This is a genomic window from Neobacillus sp. DFD-2R, from assembly GCF_057747865.1.
Genome location: NZ_CM173228.1, coordinates 3,610,957 through 3,626,579 on the forward strand (window position 1 = coordinate 3,610,957; position 15,623 = coordinate 3,626,579).

General features: G+C 39.9%; 16 protein-coding genes and 1 pseudogene. 1 reads left to right on the plus strand and 16 read right to left on the minus strand.

The features are described from left to right. Window positions 1-119: 119 nt before the first annotated feature. The 4 genes from AC3ANV_RS18065 to AC3ANV_RS18080 form a co-directional block, all read right to left on the minus strand. Window positions 120-617 carry a GNAT family N-acetyltransferase gene (locus AC3ANV_RS18065; RefSeq protein ID WP_488310071.1) on the minus strand — a complete coding sequence of 166 codons (498 nt, stop codon included), beginning with the start codon at window positions 615-617 and terminating at the stop codon, window positions 120-122. Between the two features lie 455 nt (window positions 618-1,072). Next, window positions 1,073-1,573, minus strand: coding sequence for a 2-oxo-4-hydroxy-4-carboxy-5-ureidoimidazoline decarboxylase (gene uraD, locus AC3ANV_RS18070; protein ID WP_488310072.1), 501 nt, complete (start codon window positions 1,571-1,573; stop codon window positions 1,073-1,075). Between the two features lie 68 nt (window positions 1,574-1,641). Further along, a complete protein-coding gene (locus AC3ANV_RS18075; RefSeq protein WP_488310073.1) occupies window positions 1,642-2,901 on the minus strand; it encodes an ArgE/DapE family deacylase in 1,260 nt (419 codons plus the stop codon). Continuing rightward, entirely contained in the window at window positions 2,901-4,172 is a 1,272-nt protein-coding gene (locus AC3ANV_RS18080; protein ID WP_488310074.1) for an allantoate amidohydrolase, read from the minus strand. The genes AC3ANV_RS18075 and AC3ANV_RS18080 overlap by 1 nt, the downstream gene beginning before the upstream one ends. A gap of 241 nt (window positions 4,173-4,413) precedes the next feature. On the opposite strand from AC3ANV_RS18080, the gene AC3ANV_RS18085 reads away from it, so the two are divergent. Further along, window positions 4,414-5,235, plus strand: coding sequence for a Cof-type HAD-IIB family hydrolase (locus AC3ANV_RS18085; RefSeq protein WP_488310075.1), 822 nt, complete (start codon window positions 4,414-4,416; stop codon window positions 5,233-5,235). Window positions 5,236-5,272: 37 nt separating this feature from the next. Here the strand turns inward: AC3ANV_RS18085 and AC3ANV_RS18090 are convergent, their stop codons facing one another. The 12 genes and pseudogenes from AC3ANV_RS18090 to AC3ANV_RS18145 all read right to left on the minus strand — a co-directional run bounded on the left by AC3ANV_RS18090 (window position 5,273) and on the right by AC3ANV_RS18145 (window position 15,572). Next, entirely contained in the window at window positions 5,273-6,208 is a 936-nt protein-coding gene (locus AC3ANV_RS18090) for a manganese-dependent inorganic pyrophosphatase (RefSeq protein ID WP_488310076.1), read from the minus strand. Window positions 6,209-6,321: 113 nt separating this feature from the next. Next, window positions 6,322-7,176 (minus strand): GNAT family N-acetyltransferase, encoded by an 855-nt coding sequence (locus AC3ANV_RS18095; RefSeq protein ID WP_488310077.1) that lies wholly within the window; start codon window positions 7,174-7,176, stop codon window positions 6,322-6,324. Window positions 7,177-7,208: 32 nt separating this feature from the next. Then, the gene (locus AC3ANV_RS18100; protein ID WP_488310078.1) at window positions 7,209-7,610 is read right to left on the minus strand and encodes an iron-containing alcohol dehydrogenase; all 402 of its coding nucleotides are present in this window, start codon (window positions 7,608-7,610) and stop codon (window positions 7,209-7,211) included. A 61-nt stretch (window positions 7,611-7,671) separates the two neighbouring features. Next, the gene (locus AC3ANV_RS18105; RefSeq protein WP_488310079.1) at window positions 7,672-8,568 is read right to left on the minus strand and encodes a R2-like ligand-binding oxidase; all 897 of its coding nucleotides are present in this window, start codon (window positions 8,566-8,568) and stop codon (window positions 7,672-7,674) included. 63 nt (window positions 8,569-8,631) lie between these two features. Continuing rightward, window positions 8,632-8,721, minus strand: a complete 90-nt coding sequence (locus AC3ANV_RS18110) for a hypothetical protein (RefSeq protein WP_488314268.1) — start codon at window positions 8,719-8,721, stop codon at window positions 8,632-8,634. A gap of 160 nt (window positions 8,722-8,881) precedes the next feature. Next, window positions 8,882-9,829: an MBL fold metallo-hydrolase gene (locus tag AC3ANV_RS18115; protein ID WP_488310080.1), complete on the minus strand. Its 948-nt coding sequence runs from the start codon at window positions 9,827-9,829 to the stop codon at window positions 8,882-8,884. A 234-nt stretch (window positions 9,830-10,063) separates the two neighbouring features. Continuing rightward, complete coding sequence (locus tag AC3ANV_RS18120) at window positions 10,064-11,740, minus strand: long-chain fatty acid--CoA ligase (protein ID WP_488310081.1); 1,677 nt, start codon at window positions 11,738-11,740, stop codon at window positions 10,064-10,066. Window positions 11,741-11,811: 71 nt separating this feature from the next. Next, window positions 11,812-12,981 (minus strand): annotated as a pseudogene (locus tag AC3ANV_RS18125) (thiolase family protein). 37 nt (window positions 12,982-13,018) lie between these two features. Next, window positions 13,019-13,792, minus strand: a complete 774-nt coding sequence (locus AC3ANV_RS18130) for an SDR family oxidoreductase (RefSeq protein ID WP_488310082.1) — start codon at window positions 13,790-13,792, stop codon at window positions 13,019-13,021. Window positions 13,793-13,938: 146 nt separating this feature from the next. Beyond that, window positions 13,939-14,340, minus strand: coding sequence for a MaoC/PaaZ C-terminal domain-containing protein (locus AC3ANV_RS18135; RefSeq protein WP_488310083.1), 402 nt, complete (start codon window positions 14,338-14,340; stop codon window positions 13,939-13,941). Further along, a complete protein-coding gene (locus AC3ANV_RS18140) occupies window positions 14,337-14,786 on the minus strand; it encodes a MaoC family dehydratase N-terminal domain-containing protein (protein WP_488310084.1) in 450 nt (149 codons plus the stop codon). The genes AC3ANV_RS18135 and AC3ANV_RS18140 overlap by 4 nt, the downstream gene beginning before the upstream one ends. Window positions 14,787-14,807: 21 nt before the next feature. Further along, window positions 14,808-15,572, minus strand: a complete 765-nt coding sequence (locus AC3ANV_RS18145; protein ID WP_488310085.1) for a beta-ketoacyl-ACP reductase — start codon at window positions 15,570-15,572, stop codon at window positions 14,808-14,810. Window positions 15,573-15,623 lie beyond the last annotated feature (51 nt).

The window sequence follows — 15,623 nt, forward strand, 5'->3', positions numbered from 1 at the left end:
TTTTTTTAAAGGCCTTAAAACGAGTAATTTTGTTTAAATAATTGATACCATGATAGGGGTAAATACTTATTCCCATACTGCATGTAACGTATTAACGTAGGGGCGGGCTGGTTACACAATTAAAGAAACAATACCATATATTCGTCATCAAAGTAGCGTCCTTCTATTTTCAGTGCTTTTCTTTCAATCCCAAATGTTTTAAAGCCCATAGATGTATATAATTTTTTCGCTGATGCATTCGATGACACCACACAAAGGTTAACCTGCTCAATTTCATCAAGTTCTATTGCCTTTTGAATGGCGGTTAGCATCAATAACTTTCCGATACCCATTCCCCGTTTTTGAGGAGACACATACATTGCGACAATATTTGCCCGATGCTTAAGTTTTGATTTCTGTTCTTTTAGCAAAGTACAGACACCAATCAATTGTTCATTTTCAAAAGCACCAAACGTGAACGATACATCTAATCGGAATCGAGCCTCATAATTTTCAACAGGAACCTCTTTTTCCTCTTCAAAACTTGAAGTGAATGATTCGGGATTGTTTTTTAAAGCTTCTAATCTAATTTTCCGATATTCTTCAGCATCTTCTGGTTTTAAAAGCCTGATATCCATGTTTTCCCCCTTTCATCGCCATTTTTACCGCTTTCCATACCATTGATCACCTCAAAAAAGATTATGGGTTTCTGGCTTTTGGGAACATAGTTGTCGGAAATTTTAATAATTATTCTTTCAGCCTAAAAGCCCTTCTTTCTGCATTTTGCGAGCAGGGGATACAAATTTTTACTGTCACCCCTTTATCATTGATATTTTTTCGAAACGGTTTAACCTTTCGTTTGCAAATCGCACATTTTTGAATGAAAAAATTATAAATTGACAACTCACCCTCAAAACCTTAATAAATTCTATTAAGCTCTTAAATATTCCATTCTTTTTACAAGTATAATATGTATTATTTCTTATAGGGATTAAATTAAATTGATTTTTTCAAAACATGAAAGAAAGGACCTCGATCAAAGTTAAGGATTTACTTTCGAGGTCCAAGCAATCGGGGTTACGATTGTCTGCACTTAACTGGTAATAAAACCCTCCAAACGGAAGAGGGCTATTTTATAAATTTGTTCAAGTGCTTCTCTAATTTCGTCATCCGGTGAATTGTTCACTCGCTTCTTCATACTTGCTCGAATGGATTCTTTATTTTGACCTTTTACAGCCATGATAAAAGGGAAACCGAATCTGGTTGTGTATGTCTTGTTGAGTGATAAGAATTCTTCTTCTTCTTCTTTCGAGAGTTTATCAAGCCCTGCACCTGACTGTTCCTTCACGGAGGCATCAGCCATTTGGACACGGCTTGCCAAGTCGGGATGTGCCCTTAGTAACGAAAGCTTTTCTTCTATTTCAGATTCATGGACCACATTCTTCATGACATGATGAATATCGTTAACAGTGAGAAATGGCCGTTTGAACCATGCCCTTTCTGCAACCCAGGGCGAATGTTCAAACACCCAACCAAGTGCTTCAGTAAAAGCCTTTTGATCCCAATCATTTAGATTATCAAGATTTATGTTCATGGATTTCTATCCTTTCCTTCAGGTATGGCCAGCCTTAATTTACCTCAACTAACATACTTTTCAGTTATTTATTCGTTTTGCTGTTCCAAAAGATCGTAAAGTGCTAAAGCAACAATTTTTGTAGATTTTACTAAATCAGCAATTTTTACATGCTCATCCGCACGGTGTCCATTTGCTTCTAATAATGTCCGCGGACCGGCTCCAAATAAGACAACAGGAATTCCAGCCTCGGCAAAATGACGTGCATCTGTATACAATGGTGACCCGCCAACAGGCAACTCTCCGCCCATTATTTCAGTCCAGTTGGTTGAAATCGATTGTACCAATGGAGAGTCAACAGGTACCGGTCCGAAGCTGCGGGCTAATAAAACTTGTTTGATTTCTGCTTCAACACCTGGATGATTTTCAAGTGTTGAAGCAATCAAATTTCTGATTTCTGCTTCTGCAGCCTGAGGATTTTCTTCGGGAATTAAACGTCTGTCAAGTCTGATAACCGCTGTATCCGGGACCACATTTGTATTTATCCCTCCGGAAATTAATCCTACTACTAAATTAGGAGAATCAATTCCAGGCACATTTGATTTCACTTTTGAAAAACCTTTTCTGTATTCATAGAGAGCACTCAAAACACCGGTCATAGCTTCCAGGGCATCATGTCCATATTGTGGTTCAGCGGCATGTGCAGACTTTCCTTTCAGTTTTACTTCCAAATGCAGACAGCCGTTATGGGCATTGACAAGGGAATAGGTAAAGCCTGGGCAGATTGCCATATCCGGATTAATTATACCCTTTTCAAGCAGCCATTTTGGACCAATGTTACCACCGGTTTCTTCATCAAAGGTAAAGGCTAATGAAATTTTCCCGCTTAATTTTGCCTGAAGCTGTCTTAAAGCCAATACTGCGAATGTATAGGAAGCAATATCTGATTTTGATACGGCAGCACCCCGGCCATATAATTTTCCATCGACAACATTTCCACCATAAGGATCCTGTGTCCAGCCAAGCCCGGGAGGGACAACATCCCCATGGGAATTCAAGGTAATTTCAGGTCCTTCCCCATTGCCAAAAGTAGAGAAGCCAACAACGTTTGAAGCTTTGATCATGCCAACTGCTTTCACTTTTTCTTTTTCGACTTCATTAATTGAAACGTTTTCTAATCCAAATCCGTCAAGGCGTTTGTAAATATGTTCAGCAATTTTTTGGCAATCACCCGGCGGATTATCAGATGGGATCGACACAAGCTCTTTTAAGAATGTAATCATATGCTCCTGTTGCTGTTCAATATAGTTGATTAATTGTTGTTTTTCATGACTTAGTGTTTTCGCCATCAAATTACTCTCTCCTTCAATATGTTTTTATCATTAACGATTATTTGAATAACTGTATCCAGTAAGACTTTGGCGCCTATTTCCATATCTTTAACGGTGACATATTCCTCGGGGTTATGACTAATTCCCGCTTTACAACGGACAAAAATCATTCCCACTCTCGTTAAATCAGCCATTGCCATCGCATCATGTCCAGCACCGCTAACTAAAGAGATTGGTTTTATTCCATTTGATAGTATTGCAGATTCTATTGCAGACGTAATTCCATCATCACAAAATGTTGGAGCTGTTTCCATCATTTTTTCAACCTGAAACGTTAAATCGCGTTTTTTACAAATTTCTTCCCCTGCTTGGAGTATTAATTTAATTATGTCATTTTTCCTTTTTACATCTGTATCGCGAATATCTAAAGTCCCTGACACTTCGCCCGGTATAACATTGCTTGCCCCGGGATGAACCTGTAACTTTCCAACCGTGGCTACAATCGGTGCGTTTTCTTTTGCTAATCTTTCCACTTCAATGATCCATTCAGCCGTTCCTGCAAGCGCATCCTTGCGATGCCGAACGGGAACAGTACCGGCATGACCTGCAAATCCTGTAATTTTAAATGAATACCTTGAAGCTCCGGATATACCCGATACAACCCCGCAAGGAAGACCTTCTGCTTCGAGAACAGGTCCTTGTTCAATATGAAGCTCTAAATACCCAAGTACTTTTTGGGGGTCCAGTGCTGCTGATTGATAGTTATGTGGTCCTAATCCTAATTGTTGAAGAGCTCCGGCCAAAGATATGCCTTTTTCATCCTTTAACTGTAAGGTTTCTTCGGAAAAAGTACCGGCTATCGCCTTACTTCCTAAAAAGGTTGAGTGAAATCTTACTCCCTCTTCATCGCTGAATCCGATAATCTCGAGAGGATTTTCCAATCTGGTATCATTTTCAAAAAGTACCCTTATGATTTCGATTCCGGAAATTACGCCTAACATCCCATCATATTTTCCGCCATCAATCACTGTATCAAGGTGTGATCCTATTAATAATACGGGTGCAACGGGTTTTGAACCTTCATAACGGCCAATAATATTATTGAGGTTATCTATTCTTACTGTCATTCCCGCTTCAATCATCCATTTTTCAACCAATTTTTGAGCTGATTGAAATTCTTTTGTAAATGATAACCGTGTCACCCCATTTGAAGGCTCGGAACAACTTGCAAGCTCCTCAATTCTCCTTGAAATTCTTTGACCATTGATTTGCCCATTGCGGTTTGCCAACTGCCATCCTCCTTATCGCAAGAGAAAAAATAAATATTTTGCTACTTTATGAACAACGTTTATTCTTAAGGATTTGTTTTATTGGAAATTCTAATATAAAGATTTTTCTGACAATATTTTAACATAAAAGACCTCCATGTTAATCTATATGTGCAAATTGGGATTCAATTGTAGGAAGTTTTTTTGTAAGTTTTATAGTATGATGGTATTTAGAAATTTGAAATGAAAGGAATCATCAGAGATGACGTATAAAATGATTGTCCTAGATTTAGATGATACATTATTAACTGACGACCTTACGATATCACCACGTACGAAGCAAGCATTAATGGATGCACAAGCTTCGGGAGTTAAGGTGGTTTTAGCGTCTGGACGCCCAACCTACGGTATGAAGACAATAGCTGAAGAATTGAGTCTAAAAGATTACGGAAGCTTTATCCTTTCCTATAATGGGGCAAAAATTATAAACTGGCGGACAGGCGAAGAGCTTTTTAGCAGCACTATGCCACCGGAAACAGTTCACAGATTATATGATATTAGTCAACAGGAGGGTGTTTGGATCCATACCTATGTAGGGGATGTCATTGTCACAGAAGCTGCCAACCAATATACAACGATTGAAGGGGAAATTACGGGACTGGAAGTTGTCGTGGTTAATAGTTTCATAGATTCAGTAACAAAACCAGTAATCAAAGTTTTAATGGTTGAGGATCCGGCAAAGCTTAATGCTGTTGAAAAGAAGCTTCATCAAGAATTTGCGGGAGAATTAAGTGTGATGCGTTCAAAACCTTTTTTCTTGGAATTTTTGGAGAGCGGTGTAACTAAGGGGTCAAGCCTAAACCATTTGATCGGGAAGCTTGGAATTAAGCGTGAAGAAGTTATTGCCATCGGTGATAGCTACAATGATCTAGCGATGATTGAGTTTGCAGGCCTTGGCGTCGCAATGGGTAATGCACCGGATGACATTAAGCAAAAAGCAGATTACGTAACTGACACGAATATGAATGATGGAGTAGCAAAAGTAGTTGAAAAATTTGTGTTGAAATCAAAGGTCCTTATTTAATAAGAAAACTCGCCGCTTGGCGAGTTTTCTTTCTTTATTATAGTCCTTTGTTAAAAATGTCCGTTAACACAGGGACAATTTGTTTTTTGCGTGATACAACACCCTTTAAGGTAGCAGTATTGTTAGTAAGTGTAACATTATAAGCTTTTTCTACAGCAATGGTTTTATTTCCTAGTGCCAAAGCGATGGAATCATTTGTTAGAATATCAGTTACGACAAATAAGAATAAGTCTAAGTTCTTATCAGCAATCACTTTAGAAATCGTTGTTTCCAATTCTTCTTTAAGGGAAAGCACGTCATTTGTATCAACTGCATTCACCTGTGCAATTTCAACTTTGCTTGAACCCATTTCAAATTCTTTTGCATCGAGGGATATAAGCTGTTCTACTGTTTTATCACTTAAATCCGCACCGGCTTTGAGCATTTCCAAACCGTATGTATCTGCATCAACACCGGCAATGGCTGCTAATTCACGTGCAGCCGCCACATCTTCAGCTGTACATGTTGGGGATTTGAATAGTAAGGAATCAGAAATGATTGCTGATAGCATAAGACCGGCAATTTCTTTCTTAATTTCTTTACCATTTTCTTTATACATTTTATTTAAAATTGTTGCCGTACATCCAACAGGTTCGCAACGATAATATAATGGATCGCTTGTTTCGAAATTAGCAATCCGGTGATGATCGATTACCTCTAAAACACGGACATCGGCAATGTCCGTTGCACTTTGCTGGCGTTCATTGTGGTCAACTAAAATGACGGATTTTACTTCACAGGCAACTGCTTCAACCAAACGTGGAACTTCTGAATTGAAATGGTTAAGAGCATATTCCGTTTCGCCATTAATTTCTCCAAGACGAACCGGTTCAACATCCATTCCTAATTGTTTTTTCAGGTCTGCATAGGCAATGGCAGAACAAATCGTATCTGTGTCGGGATTCTTATGACCAAAAATAAGTACTTTTTCCATTTGAATTACTCCTTAATCGAATAAAATATACGGACCTACCCAAGAAATGTGAATGACCCTATGGCAAATTATATATTAATCCGATGAAGGTTTCAAAAAAAACTTATCAATTATCATCTTTTTACCATTTGCACCTGTTCCGTTGTTATCTTAAAGCCATTATCTATTAAATATTGGGTAACCGGATTTGTCATCGAAGCATTGATAATGACAAAGTTTACAGGATTGTTTTCCCCTTCAGTAATTTTTGCGATAATGGCTTGCATTGTTTCTTCATCTAAATCTTGAAGTAGTTCAAATTGATATAAAAATACTTTATCTAAGCCTTCCTGATTCCAAACTCGTTTAAACAGCGTATAGCCTACCGGATTCTGTTTTTTATCAAAGTAAACCTGGGCTTCACCTGATTTCACGCTTGGCCATTGACATTGCCATGCCACATTTTCCTTATAAAATGACAAAGCTTGAAGCTGTTCAGGCCGGATTGCTTTGGATTGTAGCAAATTCCCGGCGGCAAAATGAAACTCCGGAACTCCATTCAAATATACGAGTGAGTCGACGACTTGATAGCCAAACTGTTCATATAGTCGGATCGCTCGTTCATTTTCTTTAATGGCTTCCAGTGTAGCGATCTCCACTCCCTCTACTTGATAAATTTTTAAAATCTCCTCCATAAGAAGTTTAGAAACTCCCTTTCCACGATATTCAGTGGCAACCCCAGTACCGCCATTCCAAGAGATTTTTTTGCCGTTAACACTCCGAAATCCGTTTAAGACAATCCCAACCGGATTCTCATTGTCAAAGGCAACAATGGAATGTTCCATCGATAAACCCTCGTTTACCAACCGGTTGAAAAACATTTCAGGTGTCATTTCCAATTTTACAAAATAGCCCTCAAACCCTCTATTCCAGGCTGTAACTGGCTCGTGAATTGTACAATCTATTAATTTTTTTATTTTTAAGTTCAATTCCGATTACTCCCTTATTAAGAATGCCGTTTTTATTTGCGAATCAAACAATTCGATAATTTTTGCCATTTCAAACCCAACCGGCCAATAATGAACCGGCTGGGAAGTGCGTATTTCACCCCTTTAACCGTATCAAGAACGCTTCCTCCCCCTACTGCCAAAAGGGCATCTGCTCTAACCTCTCTTGCATAACGGACCGCAACATTAATGCATCTGCCTTCAGCATCTTGAGCAATATCCAAAAATGTTCTGACAAGTTCAGGTCCGCTTCCATGTCCTGTTAATGCAAAAATCTCGGCAATTTTTTCAACCACACCTGCTTTTTCTAACCCTCTGTCACTAAAAAGGACAACTCGTTTGGCACCAATGCCGTAGTTCGAACCACTGTAGATTCCCGTACGAAACATAAACTGTGATAATGAAGTTTTCATCATCTTCACCTCTTTATTAGTTTGGCCAACCAGAATTCCATACCAGTTCCGTCTCTCAAGCTATTTATAAAACACCTAAGTCACTTTCTGTAAATCTATAAATCTCTTCAATTTTTTTCCCTTTTGCCCGCGCTAAAATTTCCATCCGGACAGAAAGCTGCTTCATAGTAAAATTCCTAATATCCTCAGGGTTTCCACCGAATGAGCTTACCTCTCTCCCTGCTATGCCTTCTTCATTTAACCTAAGGGCTAATGGAGTTAATTCAGCCATTCTTTCGGCAACAAAATCAAAGAGATGCGGATGTTCGCAGATTAATCGTTGAAGCAGGAATGTTCCATAGCCAATATGCCGTGATTCATCCTTTTTTAAATTACCGACGCCTTCTAAAAGACCTGGCATAATTCCTGCTTTTTCTAATGCCTGATAGAATGAAAAATAGCCGGTTTCCGCTAATACTCCTTCAACAAACATGTTGTAAACTACTGATGCGTCAGTAATTGCCTCCGGGGATTGGTCAGTGATAAGGCACTCCATCGTTGTTGGCAAAATTTCATAGAATATCTTCTTATATGTCGGGGTATGGCAGTAGGATAAATCTCCTTTCTCGCCAATCGCATTTAATACAAGTCGGAAAAATTCTGTATGTTTGGCTTCTTCGTATAAGAACGTTGTTAAAAACATTTCTTCTTCTAAACGGCCTTCTTTAGCAATCGCCATAATAAGGGGAAGTAAATCAAGCGTTACCGCTTCTTCACCTGCCTGGAATTGAGAGATCAAACGCAAAATATCGGCTTGCTGCTCTAAATTTAGTGTTTTCCAATCCCTTTGGTCCTGACTGAAATCGATATCTGCAGGATTCCAAGTTCCTATTCGTTTTGCCTTTTGGTATAAGCGATACGGAAACGAATCTTCGAGTAGACCTCTAGTGCTTGTCGTTAATATCCTTCTTCTTGTTTCCATAAACATTCTCCCTTCCATTTTTCATTATGTTAACGAATCTTCGGAAAACATGAGAAGAGGTAATCACCCGCTTTGGCCCCGTATTCCAAGATAGATATAGATGACCTCCGGACAATTAAGCATACAAACAATAATGCGATCACCTTGCGATATTCTAAGGCGGCGAAGCCCATTGGCAAATTTATCTGCATTCTCCTACGTCTCAACATTGGTATATTGTTTTTCTTTGAAAAATAAAAAAGGCTATTCACCATACCGGTCAATATTAGATTCAAGCGGCTCCTTAAGCTTCAAATAAACCACCCCTTTTTCATTAATTCATCAAACGATACATCGAAATCGAATCCCGTTTTTCAACAGCCAACCGATTTCTTGTTTCCAGCAAATCGATATGGCCTTGTATTTGCGATAACCCTAAAAATATCATCCTATCCTTTAAACGGGGGTACATCTCCGTGCAAATCTCAAAAATGCTTTTTGGACCGCCGGATAAGATTCTTACAATCTGCTCACAGCGATTCTCCTGTTCTATTAATCTTTGTTGAATTAATGATTGATGGTCGCTAAAAGATTCTCCATGACCGGGATAAACCGTTTTCAGCGGGAGGCGGCTAATTTTATCAAGTGACCGGCGGTACTGTAACAATGGCTTAGGACGGGACAAATTACCTGGAATTGGCGGTTCGATAAAAGCGTTTACGGAAAAAGCCTTCACCAAATGGTCACCGGAAAATGTATCCCCTGTTTGCTTATCCCAAAGCAAAATATCTGTCTGGCTGTGCCCTGGAACATAAACAACCTCAAAATTTTGTCCCCCTAATGGAATCACATCCCCCTCTTTTAAATAGGAGACATTCCTCCACTTTTCCTCTTTAAAGCTCCGCTTTATGATATGATTCAATGGGTCTGCTCCACAATGTTCCATGAATTGATAAAAGAAAAGCATGTCGCGTTCAAAATCGTCGAAACAAGCGTTTAATGAGCTTTTTGCCATCTCATGAACATAAATAGGGACTTCCGCCTCGTTCTGAATAAGAGGAACACCGCCGGCATGATCAATATGGATATGGGTAAGAACAATTTGATCAATATCTTTAATGTCAATATTATTCTTATGTAGTTTTGTTTTGAGTTGTTGAAACGACTCTTTGTCGGGATTTCCTGTATCAATTAGGGTGATGGTTTCACCGATCGCCAAAAAAGCGTTAACTGTCCCTTCTGCAAAATGTGTTTCCAGTTCAAGCGGTACAATTCTAACCATATCCGACCACTCCCTTCAAAACTTTTATACTTCGAAAGCAGGTTTGACAAACTGCTAACAAAACTATATTTTAATAAAACATTGAATATGTATAAGTTCTTTCCAAAAATTGAAAATACCTGTTAAAAATTTCTGACAAATAAATTACAAAAAAAGATCCCTCTTGTGGTTTTAATCAGTTCTTTCAAAAACAAGAGGAACTGCCCATTAAAATGACGCCGCTTCTACTAATCTCTATCTAACCTTATTTTCAGCTTTTTCGTTTTCCTCTTCCTGCAATTTACGCCAGAGGATCTTCCCGCTGCTTGTCATTGGGAATTGCTTACGGAACTCAATGAAACGAGGGTATTTATAGGCAGCCATATGCTCTTTTGACCACTCGATAATCTCTTCCTTACTTACCTTGCCTTCGTAGCCTTCGTTTAAAATAACAAATGCTTTAACGGTTTCCCCTCGTCTTGAATCAGGTACCCCGACAACACAGGCTTGTTGAATAGCAGGATGCTTATAAAGATAAGATTCTATCTCTGTCGGCCACACTTTAAATCCTGATGCATTAATCATTCGTTTCACACGGTCGACCATAAAGAAATAGCCTTCTTCATCATATCGGCCGATATCACCTGTTCTAAAAAACTTTTTACCTTCCACTTTAATGAAAGAACTTCGGTTTTCATCATCACGGTTATAATAACCAACCATGACTTGCGGACCATTTACAATAATTTCTCCGACTTCACCGACACCAAGTTCTTTTCCCGTTGCAGGTTCAATAATCCTTGCATCGACATCAAAGGAAGGAACACCAAGGCATTGCATTTTCGGGCGTTCTGCCGGGTTAAAATGAGTCTGGGCAATAGTCTCCGATAGTCCGTAGCCTTCCACAAAGCGCAAGCCGGAAATTTTATATAATTTTTCGCCAATTGCTTCAGGCAGTGCCGCTCCACCACCTGAAATTGAAGTTAGGGATGAAATATCCTCAGCTCTTAAAGCAGGATTGGCTAAGAAATCGATAATCATTGTAGCTATAGTGACCCAATGGGTACAGCCTTGATTTTTAATGAGTTCTACTGCCGCTTCACGATTCCATCGTGTCATGACGACAATGGTACTACCGCTATATATAGGCATATGCATACTGTGAACCATACCCGTTACATGGAACAGCGGCAATGTCATCAAATGGACCGCATTTGGAGTTGAATTTGACCAATGATAGCAGCCAACGGTATTCGCATTGACGGTCCGATTGGTATGCATACAGCCTTTTGGAAGTCCTGTTGTCCCTGAAGTATATGGTAAAACGGCAAGATCATCGACCTTTGCGGTGTGTTCACTTGGAGGATAATTTGCCTGTAACGCCTCACTCCAGAGGTAATGGCCGGAATCGGATAAGACAACTCTCGGAGCTTGTGCTTCTTCAGGAATAGTCCCTTCAAACTCACTGCTTATATAGTCGGAATAGGCTGCAATAACGAGATTCTCAAGTGTCGTTATTCCAATCAAGGGCTGAACTCTTTCATATAATTCCTGACCTACCAGAGCAGTCTTAATTTCACAATCGCGAATGTAAAATTCCAACTCATTCGCAGTAAGCATCGGATTGATTGGTACGACAACAGCATTCGCCCTTAATATTGCATAATATCCAATGATAAATTGCGGCGAATTCTGCATAAACAACAAAACTTTCTCGCCAGTGGACACCATTAGCTTTTGTTTTAAATATCCCGCCAAAGCAATTACCTCACGGTCTAATTGTTGGTAGGAGATTTTATTTCCATAATAGTAAATCGCATCTTGATCCGGATAACGGCCGGCACTAACCTTCAGGTTGTCATATAGCGAGGTGGAGGGAACCTTTAGTGATTTTGATATTTTCGGCCAATATGGATAATGAAGAGTTAACATCGTTTATCTCTCCTAAAGTTTAATTTTTAATGTAACCGCTATCATAATTTAGTATGATTAAGTACTTTCCTCTATTCACGTTCAATAATGGTAGTGATTCCTTGGCCTCCGCCAATACAGGCTGTAATAAGTGCAAATCTGCCGCCTAAACGTTTTAATTCATAGGCAGCCTTCGTCACAAGAATGGCACCTGTTGCACCAAGAGGATGCCCATGGGCAATCGCACCGCCGTTTACATTTACTTTTTCCGGATCAATTTCAAGCTCTCGATTACAAGCTAGCACCTGAGCGGCAAATGCCTCATTGATTTCAATAAGATCCATTTCTTCCAATGAAAGGCCTGACTTGTCCAGCACCTTCCTTACTGCAGATACAGGTCCAATACCCATAATGTTCGGATCGACACCAGCCACAGCATAAGCTCGAATTACTGCCAGCGGGGTTAGATTTAGTTCCTCTGCTTTTTCACGGGACATTACAACAACTGCTGATGCCGCATCATTTAAACCGGAACTGTTTCCGGCGGTAACAGTTCCACCCTTAAGAAATGCCGGCTGAAGCTTTGATAATGCTTCGATAGTCGTTTGTGGACGTGGGTGCTCATCTGTTTTAAAAATAATTGGTTCCCCTTTTTTAACCGGAATCGTAATGGGGACAATTTGTTCAACAAAGCGGCCCTCTTCCATAGCAGCCGCCATTCTCTGCTGACTGCGAAAAGCAAAGGCGTCCTGCTCTTCTCTAGTAATCTTATATTTTTCTACGAGATTTTCTGCGGTAATTCCCATAGGCGGATCACCGATTTCTTTAGGAGATAACTGCGATTTTCTAAAACTTGGAGGTGTTGGACTAAACGGTTTTTCCGGCCGGTCCATTAAATAAGGAGCACGGCTCATGCTTTCAGTACCACCTGCTATGTAAACATCTCCATCACCGGCCCGGATTGCCTGTGGGGCTAGATTAATTGCATTGATTCCTGAACCGCACTGCCGGTCAACGGTTAACCCCGGTAAATCAAGTGATAAACCCGTTTGTAAGGCTGTTAATCTGGCAATATTTCCGCCACCTGATAAAACGTTGCCAAAAATGACATCATCAATCATCTACGGTGTAATTTTTGCCCGCTTAACGGCTTCCTTAATAACCTCTGCTCCCAATACATGTGCAGGAACAGTTGCAAGAGCACTACCCTGCCTGCCAATCGCTGTCCGTACCGCAGAAACAATGACTGCATCTCTTTTCATTTGCTCATCCCCATATTAATTTCGGTTATCGTGAAATCTACATTGCATGTGCCCCGCCATCAACAATGACAACATCACCTGTTACAAAATCAGAAGCAGGTGCCGCTAAGAATAAGGCAACCCCTTTAAGGTCATTCTCAGAACCAAATTTACGTAACGGAGTTCCTTCTAAAATTCCTTCACCGCCATGGTCCAGTAAGCCTTTTGACATTTTTGTCGGAAAAAACCCCGGTGCAATCGCATTAACATAGATTCCATGCGGTCCCCATTTTACGGCTAAATCCTTTGTAAAGGTAATAACTGCACCCTTACTCGAATTGTATCCAATCGCATTCATGTATTTTGGATTTGAACCTTTTAAACCGGCAACAGAGGCAATATTAATGATTTTTCCTGATTTTTGCTCAAGCATCACTTTGCCCACTGCCTGTGACATTAAAAAGGTGCCTGTCACATTGACATTCATTACTTTTTGCCATGCTTCCAGAGGCATATCCTCTACCGGAGCACCCCATGAGGCACCACTATTATTGACAAGAATATCAATTCGTCCAAACCTTTCGATCGTTCGTTCAACGATATTTTTTACATCCTCAGGATTGGTTACATCACATTTAAGTGCCAGTGAATCGACACCAAGCTTCTTAAGCTCTTCACTTACCTCCATACATGCTTCCAGTCTTCTGGAACATACCACTACATTGGCGCCTGCCTCAGCAAACCCTTCAGCAATTTGCTGTCCAAGTCCTCTTCCACCGCCAGTAACAATTGCAACCTTACCTGTTAAATCGAATAATTCTTTAATATGCATGAGCGCTTCCTCCTTTTAATAGCTTAATTTACATACTAACTAGTTGGTATGTAACTAAAAATTATAAATTTCCACTTTTTTCAAAAAAGATAGTAATAAACCCAGCCCCAGAAACGGAAGCTTCTCTGGTGCCGGGTAAATAACAATTAGTATTGATGATACAAAACCTCACCCTTTAAAACTTCAATGCCCTGCTGATTCACTGCCTTAACCTTGAAACGGAGGTTTTGATCCTTTTTTTCAATCAATGTTCCCTTCAGTGTAATTACATCATTCAAAAATACCATTCCTTTAAAGCGAATGGAGTAATCCTGAATAAAGCCTTCTTCATAATAAGGAGTAAACAGTTTTGCCAGATTGCCCATCGTCCACATACCATGGGCAATAATCCCGGGCAAGCCCGCTTTCGTTGCTTCCTCATCGATCGTGTGAATAGGATTAAAATCACCTGATGCACCTGCATACTTGATTAAGTCAAGTCTTGAAACCGGCTCTAGCTGAATTTCCTTTAGCGATTCCCCTTCTTGCAACTCTATAATTGCATTCATCGTGACAACACCTTCCTTACTGCTTCCGAGATAACAACAGTTGATGTTGAACTGAAGATTATATTTCCTGTCATATCCTCTCCATAATTCTCAATCAACAAGAAGCCCATTTCACCAAAGTTTCCTTTTTTCTCAAAGTAATTCTTCACTTTGGTATAGCAGTAAATTTCTTCCCCCACCAACAATGGCCGCTCGTAGTGAAATGTTTGTTCACCGTGGATCAAGCCCTTATTAGGCAGGTTGAATCCTTCAATCACACCATAATCAAAAGTCCTTGGAAATGTTGGCGGGGCAATATTGTTCTTATATCTGGAAAGGCGCCCTGTTTCCTCATCAAAATATATAGGATGAGGATCCCCGATCGCTTCAGCAAATTTCTTTACCGCACCCCGTTCTACGACATTTTTTACCTTTTCCGATTGTTTGCCGATTTGTTCTTTGAACAATTCCTCTTCACCTCATTAGGATTAATTTTTTGGTCCACCTGCAACATAAATGACTTGACCATTCACGTATGATGATTTTTCATCAGCAAAAAAGGCAACAGCATTGGCGATATCAGCAGGCTTACCGCTTCTTCCGACCGGGATGTTCGCTACGCTTGCTTGAATTAATTGTTCGAAAGAAATGCCGAGTCTGGCAGCCGTTTCTTTCGTCATTTCGGTCTCAATAAAACCGGGGGCTACCGAATTAGCAGTAATCCCATACCTGCCAAGCTCAATGGCAAGTGTTTTCGTGAAGCCCTGCAGGCCTGCTTTCGCCGCAGCATAGTTAGCCTGACCGCGATTTCCAAGGGCTGAAGTAGATGAAATGTTGATAATGCGACCATATTTATTTTCTACCATGTATTTTTGAACAGCACGGGCGGAATTAAAAGAGCCTTTTAAATGGACATCCATTACCGTTTGCCAATCTGAATCGGTCATTTTGAATAATAGATTATCACGGATAACACCCGCATTATTGACAAGAATATCCACTGAACCAAACGTTTCATATACCTCTTTTACAGCGGCTTCAACTTGCTCGGCATCTGTAACACTGGCAACCTTAGAAAATACCTCATAGCTTTTTTCTTTTAATTCGCTTGTAGTTTCACTCAATGCTTCTTCGTTTAAGTCAATTAATGCGACTTTAGCACCTTCTTGAGCAAAAAGCTCTACTATACCCTTTCCAATTCCACGGCTTCCGCCGGTAACAAACGCTACTCTTCCTTCAAATCTCCCTGCCATTCTATTTCCTCCAAACATTTTATAGTAATTTAGCAATCCAGTTAGCGCTTA

Excerpts from the sequence above, each read along its gene's own strand:
- AC3ANV_RS18115 (WP_488310080.1), bottom strand. The coding sequence starts at position 9,829 with ATGGTTAGAATTGTACCGCTTGAACTGGAAACACATTTTGCAGAAGGG.
- AC3ANV_RS18130 (WP_488310082.1), bottom strand. The coding sequence starts at position 13,792 with ATGCATATTAAAGAATTATTCGATTTAACAGGTAAGGTTGCAATTGTT.
- uraD (WP_488310072.1), bottom strand. The coding sequence starts at position 1,573 with ATGAACATAAATCTTGATAATCTAAATGATTGGGATCAAAAGGCTTTT.
- AC3ANV_RS18090 (WP_488310076.1), bottom strand. The coding sequence starts at position 6,208 with ATGGAAAAAGTACTTATTTTTGGTCATAAGAATCCCGACACAGATACG.
- AC3ANV_RS18065 (WP_488310071.1), bottom strand. The coding sequence starts at position 617 with ATGGATATCAGGCTTTTAAAACCAGAAGATGCTGAAGAATATCGGAAA.
- AC3ANV_RS18135 (WP_488310083.1), bottom strand. The coding sequence starts at position 14,340 with ATGAATGCAATTATAGAGTTGCAAGAAGGGGAATCGCTAAAGGAAATT.
- AC3ANV_RS18105 (WP_488310079.1), bottom strand. The coding sequence starts at position 8,568 with ATGGAAACAAGAAGAAGGATATTAACGACAAGCACTAGAGGTCTACTC.
- AC3ANV_RS18100 (WP_488310078.1), bottom strand. The coding sequence starts at position 7,610 with ATGATGAAAACTTCATTATCACAGTTTATGTTTCGTACGGGAATCTAC.
- AC3ANV_RS18120 (WP_488310081.1), bottom strand. The coding sequence starts at position 11,740 with ATGTTAACTCTTCATTATCCATATTGGCCGAAAATATCAAAATCACTA.
- AC3ANV_RS18145 (WP_488310085.1), bottom strand. The coding sequence starts at position 15,572 with ATGGCAGGGAGATTTGAAGGAAGAGTAGCGTTTGTTACCGGCGGAAGC.
- AC3ANV_RS18085 (WP_488310075.1), top strand. The coding sequence starts at position 4,414 with ATGACGTATAAAATGATTGTCCTAGATTTAGATGATACATTATTAACT.
- AC3ANV_RS18075 (WP_488310073.1), bottom strand. The coding sequence starts at position 2,901 with ATGGCGAAAACACTAAGTCATGAAAAACAACAATTAATCAACTATATT.